Origin of the sequence: Aureibacter tunicatorum, from assembly GCF_036492635.1 — a bacterium.
GTDB classification, from domain to species: Bacteria; Bacteroidota; Bacteroidia; order Cytophagales; family Cyclobacteriaceae; genus Aureibacter; species Aureibacter tunicatorum.
The window spans coordinates 109,398-125,733 of record NZ_AP025308.1; the positions used below are offsets into that span (position 1 = coordinate 109,398).

At 36.1% G+C, this 16,336-nt stretch carries 13 protein-coding genes; 3 read left to right on the forward strand and 10 right to left on the reverse strand.

The window, feature by feature from the left end; genetic code table 11:
- Window positions 1-10: 10 nt before the first annotated feature.
- The 9 genes from AABK36_RS24055 to AABK36_RS24095 form a co-directional block, all read right to left on the reverse strand.
- On the reverse strand, window positions 11-1,282 hold the full coding sequence (locus AABK36_RS24055) for an MFS transporter (RefSeq protein ID WP_309942723.1): 1,272 nt from the start codon (window positions 1,280-1,282) through the stop codon (window positions 11-13).
- Window positions 1,283-1,414: 132 nt separating this feature from the next.
- Complete coding sequence (gene acs, locus AABK36_RS24060) at window positions 1,415-3,319, reverse strand: acetate--CoA ligase (RefSeq protein WP_309942721.1); 1,905 nt, start codon at window positions 3,317-3,319, stop codon at window positions 1,415-1,417.
- A 144-nt stretch (window positions 3,320-3,463) separates the two neighbouring features.
- Window positions 3,464-4,144: a cytidylate kinase-like family protein gene (locus AABK36_RS24065; RefSeq protein ID WP_309942719.1), complete on the reverse strand. Its 681-nt coding sequence runs from the start codon at window positions 4,142-4,144 to the stop codon at window positions 3,464-3,466.
- Between the two features lie 165 nt (window positions 4,145-4,309).
- Window positions 4,310-4,960 (reverse strand): TatD family hydrolase, encoded by a 651-nt coding sequence (locus AABK36_RS24070; protein ID WP_309942716.1) that lies wholly within the window; start codon window positions 4,958-4,960, stop codon window positions 4,310-4,312.
- Between the two features lie 8 nt (window positions 4,961-4,968).
- Window positions 4,969-6,456, reverse strand: a complete 1,488-nt coding sequence (locus tag AABK36_RS24075) for an SLC13 family permease (RefSeq protein ID WP_309942715.1) — start codon at window positions 6,454-6,456, stop codon at window positions 4,969-4,971.
- An 11-nt stretch (window positions 6,457-6,467) separates the two neighbouring features.
- Window positions 6,468-7,334: a histidinol-phosphatase gene (locus tag AABK36_RS24080; RefSeq protein ID WP_309942713.1), complete on the reverse strand. Its 867-nt coding sequence runs from the start codon at window positions 7,332-7,334 to the stop codon at window positions 6,468-6,470.
- 148 nt (window positions 7,335-7,482) lie between these two features.
- Complete coding sequence (locus AABK36_RS24085; RefSeq protein ID WP_309942711.1) at window positions 7,483-9,939, reverse strand: plasma-membrane proton-efflux P-type ATPase; 2,457 nt, start codon at window positions 9,937-9,939, stop codon at window positions 7,483-7,485.
- 124 nt (window positions 9,940-10,063) lie between these two features.
- Window positions 10,064-10,711, reverse strand: coding sequence for an eCIS core domain-containing protein (locus AABK36_RS24090; RefSeq protein WP_309942709.1), 648 nt, complete (start codon window positions 10,709-10,711; stop codon window positions 10,064-10,066).
- A gap of 67 nt (window positions 10,712-10,778) precedes the next feature.
- Window positions 10,779-11,363: a nitroreductase family protein gene (locus AABK36_RS24095; protein ID WP_309942706.1), complete on the reverse strand. Its 585-nt coding sequence runs from the start codon at window positions 11,361-11,363 to the stop codon at window positions 10,779-10,781.
- Window positions 11,364-11,767: 404 nt separating this feature from the next.
- Here AABK36_RS24095 and AABK36_RS24100 point away from each other — a divergent pair, with 404 nt between their 5' ends.
- Entirely contained in the window at window positions 11,768-13,066 is a 1,299-nt protein-coding gene (locus AABK36_RS24100) for a sugar MFS transporter (protein WP_309942704.1), read from the forward strand.
- Between the two features lie 204 nt (window positions 13,067-13,270).
- The gene (locus AABK36_RS24105; RefSeq protein ID WP_309942703.1) at window positions 13,271-14,833 is read left to right on the forward strand and encodes a sodium/sugar symporter; all 1,563 of its coding nucleotides are present in this window, start codon (window positions 13,271-13,273) and stop codon (window positions 14,831-14,833) included.
- Between the two features lie 75 nt (window positions 14,834-14,908).
- On the opposite strand, the gene AABK36_RS24110 is transcribed toward AABK36_RS24105, so the two are convergent.
- A complete protein-coding gene (locus AABK36_RS24110) occupies window positions 14,909-15,073 on the reverse strand; it encodes a hypothetical protein (protein WP_309942702.1) in 165 nt (54 codons plus the stop codon).
- A 363-nt stretch (window positions 15,074-15,436) separates the two neighbouring features.
- On the opposite strand from AABK36_RS24110, the gene AABK36_RS24115 reads away from it, so the two are divergent.
- Window positions 15,437-16,333 (forward strand): bifunctional enoyl-CoA hydratase/phosphate acetyltransferase, encoded by an 897-nt coding sequence (locus AABK36_RS24115; protein WP_309942700.1) that lies wholly within the window; start codon window positions 15,437-15,439, stop codon window positions 16,331-16,333.
- Window positions 16,334-16,336 lie beyond the last annotated feature (3 nt).

The window sequence follows — 16,336 nt, forward strand, 5'->3', positions numbered from 1 at the left end:
TTGATTATGATTACAACTTTCTTCCAAAATCAGGATCTATTTTTAAAAATTTCAACAATAATAAACATGGCAATGAGCAAGCCAATACCCATCCAAAAAATAATGGATACCCCAATTCTTCCTGCAACATTCCGCTAAACATTCCCGGAATCATCATCCCTAAAGCCATCAAGCCAGTGCATAAAGCATAATGAGTTGTTTGGTACTTGCCTTGAGACAAATACATTAAATAAACCAGAAATCCCGCAAAGCCAAATCCATAGCCAAATTGCTCTAAAGAAATTACAATAGTCAAAATATAATCATTTTGAGGCATATAATAAGCCAACAACATATACAAAGCATTTGGCAGATTTAGTGATAAAATCATTATCAATAAACACCTTTTCAGGCCATATTTCGCTATTACATTTCCACCTAATATCCCTCCAATCACCAAAGCTATCACTCCAATCGTTCCATAAGAAACTCCCACTTGCTCATTATCCATACCCATGCCACCAGCTTCATTTCCATCCAATAAAAATGGACTTATGATCTTCACTAACTGCGCTTCACCCAGTCGATAAGAAAGAATAAAAAGTATGCTTAAGATTATGCCATCTTTAAGAAAAAAGGTCTTGATCGCATTCCAGTATGAGGCTCTCTCATTATTTCCCTGTACATCATTATTTGTAGGAGCTTTTTGTTTCGGCAAAACCCATTTATGATAAAAACCAACAATTACCAAAATACCTGATGAAATCAAAAAGACTATCATCCATGCGGTCTTCATATTGCCAAAAGTACTGTTTAATTGTCCTGCCAAATACACCATAAAGCCTTGACCAAAAATCATCGCAACTCTATAAAATGTGCTTCTAATCCCGACAAAGTAACTCTGGGAATGAGAATCCAACGCTTGAATATAAAAGCCATCAGCCGCAATATCATGTGTGGCAGAACTAAAAGCCATCAAAGCTAATACAGCCATTGACAAATTGAAATAAAAATCTGTCGTTAATGTAAACGCTACTATACCAAACAATGCCCCCATGAATAATTGCATAGTGACGATCCACCATCGCTTCGTTTTTATAATATCTACAAATGGACTCCAAAACGGCTTAATCACCCATGGCAAGTACAACCAACTCGTATAGAAAGCAATATCCTCATTGCTTACACCTAGATTTTTGTACATCGTCACCGATACGGACATGATTAAAATATAAGGTAGTCCTTCCGTAAAATATAATGTTGGGATCCATGACCAGGATTTATTATTCGTATTATTTTTCATAAAAAAGTATTAGCCCCTCAAACCAATAAAATAAGGTTAATAATATATAAATTGAAATTATTTTATTAAAATTCAACAAAAAAGGCCAGTGATAACACCAGCCTTTATTTTTATATGCTTCTTATATTTAAACTACACTTCCAATAGTTTAGCTCCTTCTTTAATCTTTTCAACCACATCAGGATCCAATAAAGTTGATGTATCTCCCAATGAAGATGTATCACCCTCAGCAATTTTTCTCAAAATTCTCCTCATGATCTTACCAGATCTTGTCTTTGGCAAATTAGGCACAATCTGTATTTTTTCAGGCTTGGCGATTTTACCGATTTCCTCAACAACAGTCTCAATAATTTCAGCTTTTAAAATTTCCTCATCGCTTTCAACGTCCGAGCAAACCACATATGCGTAAATTCCTTGGCCTTTGATTTCATGCGGATACCCCACAACAGCAGATTCCACTACTTTTTCGTTTCTGTTTATTGCATTCTCAATTTCCGCAGTACCAAATCTATGTCCAGAAACATTAATCACATCATCCACACGTCCGATGATTCTATACATCCCATTCTCATCTCTTTTGGCTCCATCACCAGTGAAGTAGTAACCATTATAATGAGAAAAATAAGTTTTTTGACATCTATTGTGATCTCCCCAAATCGTCCTTAGCATAGACGGCCAAGGATGTTTGACAGCCAAATAGCCTTCCACTCCATTTTCCTCTATCTCATTACCATCTTTGTCAAGCAACACAGGTTGAATTCCCGGCAATGGATAACCTGCATGAGCCGGCTTCATAGGGCTTGAACTTCCTAAGCCTGAAATCATTATCCCTCCTGTTTCCGTTTGCCACCATGTGTCAACGATTGGGCATCTTTCTTTTCCAACATGAATATGGTACCAATTCCATGCTTCCTCATTAATTGGCTCTCCAACAGAGCCTAAAACCTTGAGGGAATCCAAACTATATGACAACACATGGTCAACACCATGAGCCATCAATGCTCTAATAGCTGTAGGAGCTGTGTAAAATTGGTTTACTCCATATTTATCAACTACTTGCCAGAATCGTCCCGCATCTGGAAAAGTAGGCACTCCCTCAAACATTACTGTAGTTGCACCATTTAATAATGGTCCATAAACTATATAGGTATGCCCGGTGATCCAACCAATATCTGCTGTACACCAATAAATATCGCTCTCATCATATTGAAAAACTTGCTTGAAAGAGTAACCGGCATAAACCATATATCCCCCGCACGTATGCATGATTCCCTTAGGCTTTCCAGTAGATCCTGAAGTATAAAGTATAAACAACGGATCTTCGGCATTCATTTCCTCCGCTTCACAATATTTATCAGCTTTTTCAAGCTCATCATGCAACCAAACATCCCTGCCTTCGACCATATTCGGCATCCATCCCACTCGCTCAGCCACAATTACTTTATCAACTGTATCGCATGTATTCAGAGCCTCGTCCACAACTCTCTTTACAGGTATCTCTTTTGCTCCTCTAAACAATCCATCTGAGGTAATAACAATATTGCAAGCGGCATCATTGATACGATCAGATAAAGCATGCGCGGAAAAACCAGCGAACACCACCGAATGGACAGCTCCAATACGAGCACAAGCCATAACAGCAATAGCCAAATCAGGAATCATCGGCATGTAAATACATATTCTGTCTCCCTTTTTAGCGCCATTGTTTTTCAATACATTAGCAAACTGGCAAACTTTCTCATGAAGCTCTTTATACGTATACCTTACAAATTTTTCTTTTGGATCATTGGGTTCCCAAATCAATGCTAGCTTATTGCCTCTGGAAGCCAAATGCCTATCCAACAAATTTTCAGTTATATTTAAAGTTCCTCCTTGAAACCATTTCACATCCGGAGTATCAAATTCCCAATCAAGCACATTGTCCCATTGCTTCTTCCATGAATAAGTGGATGCTATTTCAGCCCAAAATTCCTCTGGATTTTCAACACTCTTTTTATGTATTTGCTGATACTGTTCGAAAGATTCAATTTTTTCCATAATAATCCGTTTTAGGGTTCGACGAAAAATGTAATTAAAAAATTAAAGTGATTTTTGAAAACTACTACCATTTAAGAAAATGATAGGATAGAACAAAAAGAGCCACACAAAGTGGCTCAAATATTATTTTTAATAGAATATTAATTAACTCAAAGCTCTATATTGCTCTAAAATCATATTCAATATTTGATTCTCATTGATTTGAGCCATATTAATTGAGATATCATAAGTAGGTTCTTCTGTCTCCTTTGTAGTAAACAAATCTCTATACTTGTTTCTATTATTATCGATTTCGTTTAGAATCTCCTCAGCTTTATCTACGCTTACATCATGGTCTTTAGCCAACTGATCTATTCTCCAGCTTTTTGGCGCTGTCAAATGAACATTGATGCCATTAGGATAATGTTGCGTTATCATTTCAGCAGCTCTGCCTATGAAAATAATATGACCTTTGTTCGCGTGAGATGTAATCAAGTCGATAATTGTCTTCTTCAACTTAGAGTCTGACAAATTATAATAGTTATCGGAAAATGACAACAATATGTCTTTTACCAAACTTCTCTCTTCAGTAATCAGTTTTGTTATTTCACTTTCTTGAAGCTTCAATTCTTGAGCAGCCTGTTGAAGAATTTCTTTGTCCAACACCACCCAATCTTCCTCTGTTTTTCCATTCAATATCTCAGCCAGCCTATCCGCTATATTTTGCGCATTACAACCAGCGTCTCTTGAAATTGTAATAAAAGGCAATGCCTTCTCATCAGCTTTAACACCTTTTTCCTTTATGAGGATGTATTTCAAATAGTCATTTACCAAGTGAGTGCTCATATCCAAAAATTTAATAATTCAAATTTTCAATTCGTTATTTAATACTAACCAAGAAATTTGGCAATACAAAACATAATTTAATTTAATTGGCAATTTTATAAAAACTTCAATAATAGCTCAATTAAAAAATATCACTTTGTATACTTATTTTACGCAAAACCTTAACTAAAAGCCGAAAATACGACTAAAATTATCCCATAAAATTGAATTCAATTCGTTCTTTTCCATATTTCGAACTTCTGAAGCAGACTCTAATACTTTAGCAATCTTTATCTGATCTTCATCTGTTTCAAGAAACAATTTTTGCAATGGCAACTGTTCAAATACCTCTTGAATTTTTCTTCTAAAAATCGCTTTTCCAAATGACAAAAAGCAGCCCTTATCGATAAGTTGCTCAGCAATTTGAACACTGCCTTGAAAACCATGAATGATCCAAGGACAGTTCAACTTCATTTTTTTGCGATAAGACAATATGTCTGAATAAGCCTTTACCGAATGAATAACCATTGGTTTTGAAACCGCTTCCGATATTGCAATTTGCTGTACAAAAACTTTTCTTTGCAAATCAAAATCAGTATTGCAAACTCGATCCAAACCGCATTCTCCCACTGCCAAAAAACTTTCATCTTCAGCACATTTCTTAATTGCTTCCAGCTCGATTTCAAGGCTTTCTTGCTTTATAAACCATGGATGAATACCAACTGAATAATATGAGCTTTTAGCCATATTATTTATTTCATTAGGAAAAAAATTTCGAATGCAAACTTCATCTTCCGACTCTATGGAGTGCTTATGCACATTCACAATTTTTCTCATGATCAAATCTACTTGCCTATGAAAATTTCAATCAATGTTTCGCCAAAAAGCAAAACGATAATCAAGCCGATAAATCCTATGATCGAACCTAGTTTAAGAAAATCCTTAGTTTCTATTTCTCCGCTTGAATAAGCAATAACATTCGGCGGAGTACTTACAGGCAATGACATGGCCATTGAGGCAACCAAAGCGATACTAATTCCAATTACTTTAGGCGTTGGAGTATTCGCACCCACCATACTCGTAGCTAATGCTATCCCAATAGGCAAAATCAAATTGGACGCGGCCGTATTCGACATAAATGTGCTGAATAACAACGTCGCAACTGTCAAAACCGCTACGCTAGTTTCCGGTTGCAATGGTATTTTCCCAATGATTATTTTATCAAGACCGGTCATACTCATTCCTTCTCCCAAAGCAATGCCTCCAGCAATCAACAACAAAATATTCCATTCTAAGGAATTAATATCTTTTCGAGTTAGAACATTTGTCGCCGTAAACATCACTACTGGTATCAACGCGACTACAGCTGTTGGTATCCCATGAATTTTCTCTGTCAACCATAATAAAATAGTCACTGAAAACACACCTATCACAAACCAAGCTCGTCCTACAATTTTTTCTTTGCCTACCTTCAGCTCTATGTCCTTGGATGATGGCTTATAAAAAACCCATAACAAACCCCAAGCGATAAACAATAACACCGCGGCCAATGGAACTCCGACTTTCATCCAATCCAAAAAACCTACATCCTGACCTATCTCACTTAATACACCAACTGCCACAGCATTCGGCGGAGATGCAATTGGTGTCCCCAAGCCTCCAATGTTAGCTGCAAATGGAATAGACAATACTATTCCTTTGCGTATTGGCTCTCCTTTAGGCAATTGAGCAAGCATTGGAACTGTCAAAGTCATCATCATAGCAGTCGTCGCCGTATTGCTCATCCACATTGAAAAAATAGCAGTAATTGACATCATTCCCAACAATACCATTGCAGGCTTTCCTCCAAAAACTTTTAATATAAAACCAGCTAATGCCTTGTCCACTCCCTCTTTGACTGATGCCTGAGCAAGCACAAAACCTCCCAAAAATAAAATAATGATTGGATTGGAAATAGGAGCGAAAAACTTTCTATATGAAGGCGAATCTCCATTAGCAAATCCCAATCCATCCAAACCAATAGGATTAGCCAACAGCACAACTTCCAAAGCTATTACCAACAATGCGGTAGCAAAAAGCGGCAATGCTTCTGTTGCCCATAGCAACCCTGCAAGAACAAATATTCCTGTCATCAATGACGCTTGTTGTACTACGCCCGCTTGCAACATCAAATATGTCACCACAGAAGCGATCACAGAACTGACAATAAATAACCAAAACTGTCGATTTAGAACAAAACTATCCTGACCTCTTAATAGGTCAAGCATTGCTTTGCTTTCCAATGCATCTTTATTAGACCTTGGTTTGAAAAAATTCCATAAAAAATTAGCCATGATAAAACTCTTTAAACCAAAAGGCCTTGTTCATTAAAATAAAAATCTTTCCACTCTCCATTGACAAAGACCTTTATGGTTTTTATGCCCAGTGAAAGCAATAAAGATGCTGTGAATGAAAATTCCTTGGTGATTTCCGAATAATGATGGGAATCTGAATTCAAGCAAAAATCTATTTTCTTATCTCTTGCCAACTTAATCGTCTCAACAGAAGGATAAGGCTCATCAGCTACTTTTTTATAAATACTTCTGGTATTGATTTCAACAATAACATTTTTCTGTTTTACCAAATTCAACGTTTTATCAATTTCGTCTACATACCAACCTTCCTGCTCATCAAAAAATGTCTCACCACTCTTGCAATGCATTCTTATCTTATCCATATGGCCTAAGACATCCGGTCGGCTATCTTCAAGCATCATTCTTGTCAATTCAAAATACCTTTTAACTGCAGACTTGATATCTTTATTAAAAATCTCATCGAAACCCTTGTAAAACAATTTATATGTGCCATCGATTTCCCAAGGCATTCCATCCTTAAAAGCATCCACATAATGCACTGAACCTATCGTATAATCCAAATTCAGGTCTTTAATCCATTGGCTCTCAGGACCTATTAGGTTAGGAATAAAATCAACCTCTAAGGATTTATATAACTGAATATCAGAAGAGTATTGTTCCTTTGCATTATCAATCTCAGCAAGGTAATTCTTTAAATCAGACATTTTCATATTCCATACACTATCAAAAGGTACTGGAACATGTGATGAAAACCCATAAGAAATACATCCCGCTTTGATCGCTTCTTCCGCAATTTCTTGTATTTCTCCTTTGCCATCACAGTACTTTGTATGGCTGTGAAAATTCGCCCATTTCATATTTATGCTATTTAACTTTAAAAGATTATCTACAGTGGTGATTCACACAATAGTGATAATACAAAAAAAAGAAAATTTAATAAAGAAAATACAGCAAGCATTAAAAATCGTTTAATATTAACAATTTGCTGATATGACGAAACTAAAATTAACTGCGCTTTTGCTTCTCTCGACTAAGCAAATACAACTTTAAAAACTCCAGCAAGAATATTCCTGCGATGCAATAAACCCAAACGAAGACAGCTATCTGCCAAGATACTGGAGTCAATAAACCAAAACCTATAACAGCTAAAGCAGTCACCATTAATTTAGTCGAAACAGCGCTCCATATCAAAGCTTGAGAAGGAAATGGACTTTTAAGAAAAAATCGTTTCGTTCTTGTAACAAATAATGTCAAATGACCTGCAATCGAGAGCTTTAAAAATACAAATGTTTGTAACTCTGCTGTGCTCAACTTAAAATGAAAATGGGCAATATATAAAGCTAAACACGTTTCAATAATACCGTATACGCCAAAAAATGAAGAAAATTTAACTAATCTCCGTATATCCCAGCGAACGGGCTTTTTTGAGGCAATTACATTATCAGATGCTAGCGTCAGTATAGGCACATCATTAAACAATGCCAATAAAATAATCATAATGGCGGTAATAGGATAAACTTTCAATGCCATCATAGATATAACCACAAATCCCATGATCCTAATTGTCTCAGTTATCCTATACATAGCATAACTGTTCATCTTCTCAAATATTTTTCTAGACTCTTCTAAAGCATCAATAATCACCTTCAAGCCTTCCGTCATCAAAACAACTCCAGCCGCAGATCTTGCCGCATCAGTAGCGCCTTCAACTGCTATTCCTGTATCTGCTTGCTTTAAAGCCGGAGCATCATTTACTCCATCCCCAGTCATGCCCACAATATGACCTCGATTCTGCAAAATCTTTACGACATCAAATTTATGCTCTGGCAATACTTCAGCGAATATATCCGCATTCTCAATTTTCTCCTCTAAATAATAAGGCACCTGTTGATTCGCATTTTTAATTCCCTCAAATGCTTCTGTGGCATGTAAAACATTTTTCCCTAAATGGACTTTCTCCCCGATTTCTTTAGCGATAGAAATATTATCTCCTGTTATCATTTTAACATCGATACCCATCTGCCTTGCTCTTGAGATCGTATCAATAGTATCCTCTCTTAACGTATCCGTCAATGACACTAAGCCTAAAAAAATATCTTCATTTTTTTTTCGTATCGCAATAGCCAATGTTCTTAAACCTTTATTCGCAAATTGCTCAACTCTTTGAATTGCTTCTTCTTTGATTTCATCATCCAGTTTTAACCCCTCAAGAACCTTTTGAGGCGCTCCTTTTACAAATTCTTTCGGGTCTTCGTTATTTTCTACTATTTTGGAAATAGATTCTTTAACGATAGGATCAAAAGGAGAAAACTTGACCTCCATGGACTTCATTGTTAAAAAATTCTTGTCATCTCGGTATTTTGATACTATCAATGAATCAATCGGATCCTTTGTATCTACTTCTGAAGCCAAAGCTGCCGAAAAAAACAATTCCTGTTCGTCTTTTGCATCATGTACATACGATTCGCCAAAACTAAGTCTGTTTTGTGTTAATGTTCCTGTTTTATCTGTGCACAAAACATTCATACCTGCCATTTCCTCAATAGACTCTAAGTGCGAAACAACAATTCCCTTTTTTGCTAATACAGAGGCTCCATTTGCCATTATTACTGTCAACACAGCAGGCATTGCAACTGGTATAGATGCAACAACTAATATTAAAGCAAACTGAACGACGGTCAAGAAACTTTCATGATTCAACGTCATGAAAACAATCAATACTATAGCCAATATGATACTAATAACCACTAGAGCCTTAGCTATATTGAATATCGCTTGATTGAAATGTGATTTCTTCTTGGCGGATTGGACTAACTCAGCTGTCTTTCCAAAATAAGTATGAGTGCCAGTGGCAAAAACCAAGGCTTTCATATTCCCTTTTTTAGCAACAGAGCCACTATATGCGACATCTGATATCTTTTTATGAACGACCAATGACTCACCTGTCATCGCTGATTGGTCAACACTTAGGAAATCTCCTTTCACCAATTTAACATCAGCAGGAATAATATCCCCCATCTGAATTCTGATAATATCTCCAGGTACCAATTGATCCGCATCCAAGCTTTTCCACTGGCCATCCCTTAAAGCCATAGCTTTCAATGCCAACTGATTCTTTAAAGCGCCAATAGCTTGATCAGCCTTCGATCTTTGCCAATAACCTATCACAGCGTTAAAAACCAATAATATTAAAATTACGATAAGATCGTTCCAATGTTGAACAACTGCGGAAAGAACTGCTGCTATCTCAATTGTAAAAGGTATTGGACCAATGAAAAAGCTCAAAAAAATGAGAAGCTTGCTATGCTTCTCTTCTGTAATCTTATTTGGACCGTATTTTTCTCTTCTTTGGCTAGCTTCATGCTCATTGAGACCTATTTTCTCAGAAGTACTAAAGAGCTTTTCCAATTCATCAACGCTCATTGATTTAGCATCATGAACGGTGATTTTTCTTTCTTTCATACTATGAAGTTATTCTCTTTCTATCGTGTTCCTTATTTTATTTGTCTCCAAATCACAAACCAACAGAATCAAAATCCTTAATAATTTGTCTTGCTATTAATAATTATCTATAATAATATCTCAACTAGAAGCTATGCATAGAAGCTTTTAATCCATGCATATCCGCTGCTCTTTCCAAATGAGGCTGATCATTTAATGGCAATCCATTAATACTACTATTAGCTCTAACTAAACCTTGCTTTTGTTGGACTACGTGTGCCAATTCATGCCCAATTAATTGTTGCCCTCTGGATGTACTTGGGTTAAAAAAACCTTGAGCAACATGAACATCATTGCCTTGAGCAAATGCCAGTGCACCTATACTCGACGCAGTTGAGGAATTCTTATGGAATCTCACATCTGAAAAATCATGATTAAAATACGATTCCATTTTTTGCAATACTCCATCCGGCAAACCAGTACTATTCTTTCTTGGCATCGCGGCTCTCTGAACAGGCATATCCATACTGCCTCCATCAAAACCTATGAAATCTTCATTGAATTTTGCTTGCATAGTCAGCCTTGGACTTGTGTCAATCATGTTCTGGATCACTTTGCCAGAACTAGAAGACTTGCTAGAATTTGCTGTATTGGCAACTTTCATCTGAGAAACAGCTTCTGGCCTTCTATCATTGACAGATGCCGTTCCGTTGCAACCTGGTGATAGACACCTTTTCCTTTGCAATGCTCTATGAGCATGAGTGTTTCTATGTTGTAGCGGTAGGTAAGTCATCTATTCAAATTTTCGTTATACCCTATAAATTCGATTTCAACAATAATGTTTTTATAAAGCCCATATTTTACCATTTTCCGAAATGAACATATTCCTTTTGATGTTTTCGTTCTTGTTGCTCGAACTCTTTTTCTTTAATCTCTCTCGGAAGTTGGTCAACATCTCCACGGTAACCTATAGCTATTACCGATACAGGCGCAAACTCTGATGGTATGTCAAAAACCTCTCTTGCCTTCTCTTCAGAAAATCCACCCATCTGATGCATGTAAAGACCTTCATGCATAACTTGAAAAGTCAGATTTCCAATAGCCAATCCCAATTCATACCAACTATGCTTATTAGGCTCTCCTGTCAATTCGAACTTTTCTCTTGTGACAGTCAAAATCAATAAAGGCGCGGTAATAGCCCATTGCTGATTCCAAGGAACTAAAACATCTATGATCATTTGGTAACTCTCAGGGTATTTATGCTTGTCCCCAACAATTAAATGCCAAGGCTGATTATTAAACCCTGAAGGCGCCCATCTAACTGATTCCAATAATGAATGCAACGTTTTTGAAGAGATTTCTTTACCAATATCAAATGCTCTTGGACTCCATCTTGAACCTATTAAATCATGTACTGGATGATGTATATCTTTAGGTGGCTTCATAAACTTATCTTTCATTACACCTATAAAAATATTCAGAGTTCTAAAATGTTTAAATAGTGCTTGGTTTGAACTTTGCGAAACCATTAACAACTCTAATCTTAAAAATAAAATTTATTATATTTACAAGAAATAATTTACACCTATAAAACAAATTTAATTTAAATTTCCATCGCCCAAAACCAATACTATATTAACAAATCAAAATTAAACAGAAAACAACCTAACAACCATCAAAACCTAAAATACAACCCATTACAAAATAATTCAACATAAACAATGATACTAAGCCGACATCTTATACGTTAAAATTTCATCAATAATGACTTTCAATTAAGGCCTTGATTTAGGATATTTACATTGAGAACTCATTTGAGCACTTATTAAAATAATATAATATTTTATATATGTCTACTATCACAAAAGAAAGTCATTCTCCAAAAAAACAGCAGGAGAAGACAAATTATACGGTCCCATTTCTGATAATGGTTTTTTTATTTTTCATCGTTGGTTTTCTTACAGTTGTAAACCAACAACTCCAAGGACCATTAAAAGATGTTTTCGATCTTAACAACTTACAAACTACTCTAGTTACATTTTCCTTCTTTTTGGCTTATCCTATCATGGGTACACCGGCAGGTAAACTTGTGGACAAGTATGGGTACAAAGGAACACTAATCATTGCTTTAGGGATACTTGCCTTGGCTATGCTTTCATTTCTAGGAGCTGCGTATTTGGAATCATTTGGAATTTTCTTGGTAGCATCATTTATTGTGGGAGCTGCATTGACTACTTTGCAAGTAGTTATTAATCCATATATCTCAGTATTAGGGCCTGCTGAGTCGGCTGCCTCAAGATTGAACTTAGCTGGTGGCATCAACTCTTTAGGTACTGTGTTGGCTCCAATATTTGTAACAGCGGTAATTTTCGGTAGTGATGTAGTTCATGTCGATGCTGTTTATATGCCTTATATTTTCTTGACTGTCACTACACTAATTATTGCTTTTGTTGTTAGTAGGCTTCATTTACCGGAAATCGCAGGCACTACTGCAAAAAATGATGAAGGCGAGGGTAAAGTTGAAGGAAGCGCGTGGAAATTCAGACACCTTGTTTTAGGAATCGTTGCAATTTTCTTTTATGTAGGTGTTGAAGTGGCTGTTGGAGCTAACTTAACTCTTTTCATAACAGGCGACCTTAGCGCGAATGCCACATTTATGGATGCTGTTGCATCACTTCCAAGCATACTTGGAGGAGGAACCACACTAATAGCATTTGCTGCGACAATGACTTCTCTATACTGGGGAGGATTGATGGTTGGTAGATTGCTATCAGGTTCAGTATTGAAAGGGATTGATGGTCGCAAACTATTGATTATCGCTGTAAGCTCGGCTATAGTATTATGCGGTATTGGTTTAGTTACCGAAGGAATAGTTAGTGTTGGAGCATTTGTATTGATGGGCTTGTTCCATTCAGTAATGTGGCCTTGTATATTTACATTAGCGATCAAAGATCTTGGGCCTCATACAAGTCAGGGTTCTGGTCTTCTTATGATTGGTGTTTTTGGCGGAGCAGTGCTGCCACTTTTACAAGGTGGTCTAGCTGATATGCTAGGAGGTTTTCATATGACATATTTCATCGTTCTTGTTGGTGAACTATACATATTATACTATGCTTTGGTTGGCTGCAAAGTGATCAAAAAGAAATAATTAGAATATTATTCAAATAACCAACTAATACTAACTCCTCTTTCAAATATGGAAGGGGAGTTTTTTATTTTACCGTTCAAAAAACTAAAATTGTACATAACCGACCTAATAATGTACTTACAGATTTATTTTGTATATTTACGAGATTGTTAATACAAATCATTGATAAAGCAAACAATTTCAAACTAAAATAAATCTACAAAAATGAGTTTTTCGTACACGGACATTGCAGTGTTCTTAGGATACTGCCTTCTAATTGTGGGAGTTGGTCTTTGGATGTCGAGAGAAAAAAAAGGGCATGAAAAGAATGCCGAAGACTATTTTCTTGCCAGCAAATCACTTCCTTGGTGGGCCATTGGAGCTTCGCTAATCGCTTCCAACATTTCTGCTGAACAATTTATAGGCATGTCAGGATCAGGATATGCGATTGGACTAGGAATCGCTGCATATGAATGGATGGCTGCTATCACACTAATTCTAGTAGCTAAATTTTTCTTGCCTATTTTCCTTAAAGAAAAAATTTACACTATGCCTCACTTTCTTGAAAAAAGATATGATTCAAGAGTTAGAACGAGCATGGCGGTTTTCTGGATATTAGTTTATGTTTTCGTAAACCTTACATCTGTCCTTTATTTAGGTGCCTTGGCGCTTAAAACCATAATGGGTGTAGACTTAATGTACGGAATTATTGGATTAGCATTATTTTCAGCAGCTTATACTGTTTATGGAGGTCTTAAAGCCGTTGTATGGACTGATGTGATACAAGTAATTTTTCTAATTGGCGGCGGACTTATAACAACTTATTTAGCATTAGACACTGTTTCTGATGGCAATGGATTCATGGCTGGTCTTTTCAAGTTGTACCAAGAAGTTCCTCAAAAATTTGATTTGATTTTAGAAAAAACGCATGCCTCATATAATGATCTTCCTGGAGTTTCTGTGCTTGTGGGAGCAATGTGGGTAGCGAATATAAGCTATTGGGGATGCAACCAGTACATCATTCAAAGAGCTTTAGCCGCAAAATCTGTAAATGAAGCTCAGACAGGTTTAGTATTTGCCGGATTTCTTAAATTAGTCATTCCATTAATCGTTGTTATACCAGGTATCGCTGCTTTCGCTCTATCCGCAGACATTGCAAAACCTGATGAAGCTTATCCTTGGTTATTAAATACCTTCGTTCCTGTAGGCATCAAAGGTTTGGCTTTTGCGGCATTGATAGCCGCAGTAGTATCATCGCTTAGCTCAATGATCAATAGTGTTTCAACTATTTTCACTATGGACATCTATAAAAACTACTTTGCTAAAGAGAAATCTGAGGCGAATTTGGTAATGGTAGGTAGAATTGTAAGTGCTGTGGCTTTAATTATAGCTATTCCTATTGCATTCCAACTTTCTGTACTAGACCAAGCTTTTCAATATATTCAGAAATACACAGGATATATTAGCCCTGGTGTTGTAGTAATATTTATCTTTGGTTTCTTCTGGAAAAGAGCAACTGCAAACGCGGCATTGTCTGTAGCATTGCTTTCTATTCCAATATCTTTGACTATAGACAAGTGGTTGTTCCCTAACATGCCATTTTTAGATCAAATGGGAATAGTGTTCATAACTCTTTCCGCCATTATGATTGGTGTTTCTGTACTTGACAAAGGACATGAAAAAGGTATCAAAATCAACAGCGACTTATTCAAAACAACTCCAATCTTCAATATTAGCTCAATTATACTGATGGGCTTCATTGCGATGATTTACGCGTTGTTTTGGTAAAAACAACTTTATAAATTAAATAAAAAAGCCGGCGAGTTAACTCGCCGGCTTTTTTATTTTAAGTTTTTTTAATGATTATCTTTGAATAGCATGAATCTCTTCAGAGCAGCAATTTGTGCATCTCTTAGCTGCGCTTAAGCTTACAAATTGATGCCCACAGTCCAAACATTCATATTTTGAATTTGTCTTCGTAATCTTCGTAGGATTCGAATAACTCTCTTTTTTTTCTACAGTAGTCATACCCAATGTCTTTGAATTTATATAAATTATACTAAATCAAGTCTTTACCTAAAGTCACTAATTTATCAACGTTAATCTTAGCAAAAGCTTTTATTTTACTTCTATTAACATGAATTAGAAAGCATAATTATAAAGAAAATAAAATTCAAAAATAAATATTATGATATTATTTTTGAATTAATAATAATTTTAAATTCTTTAAATAAGCTTAATGTCAAAATAATATTTCATTAGAACACAATAGTGCCAAACAAGAATTGCATGTTAGTTTTCTAAAATAATCTAAATGAGCAAATCTTCGTTTTAGATTTGGTAGATTAGTGGAAATTGACAATCAATTCAAAACCCAAAACCATACCTACTATGTTAAAAAAACTGGCCGACCTAAAACAGCTTTATAAATCAAATGGGACAATTAAACGTTTAGTCCTATGCTCAGCAGCGGATGAACATTCTCTTTCAGCCGTCAAACTAGCCGTGGAAAATCAAATTATTCATCCAATATTAGTCGGAGATGAAATTAAAATCAAAAATATAGCCAATTCAATCGATTTCAATACAAAAAATATAGAGATCGTTGACCTAAAAGAAGAGCATCAAATTGTGGAACACTCTATTAAATTAATTAGAGATGGCAAAGCAGATATTTTGATGAAAGGTAAAATCACTACGGCCAAATTGCTCAAAGGAGTTCTTAACAAAGAATGGGGACTCAAAAAAAATAAAATCCTATCGCATTTCGCACTTTTCGAAATTCCAGCGTATCACAAATTACTGGCGCTTACAGACGCCGCAATGAACATATCTCCCAGCCTTCAAGATAAGATACATATAATAAACAACACCGTAGAATTTCTGCGTAAGCTTGGAGTTGAAACACCTAAAGTTGCTGCTGTAGCAGCTGTAGAAATGGTGAATGAAAAAATGCAAGCTACTCTTGATGCCGCGCTCTTATCTATCATGTGTCGCAGAGGACAGATAGAAGATTGCATCATCGATGGGCCACTTGCCTTTGATAATGCGATTAGCCCTGAGAGCAAAGTCCACAAAGGCATTCTAAGCGAGGTAGCAGGCGATGCAGACATATTGTTAGCTCCTGAAATTGAATCAGGAAATGTTCTCTACAAATCATTTGTCTTCTTTGCCAACGCACTTGTCGCCAGCGTTATTCTTGGAGCAACAGTACCCATTGTGCTTACATCAAGATCAGATTCAGAAGCTACAAAACTTTATAGTATCATACTTGCCGCATCAGTTTAGTCT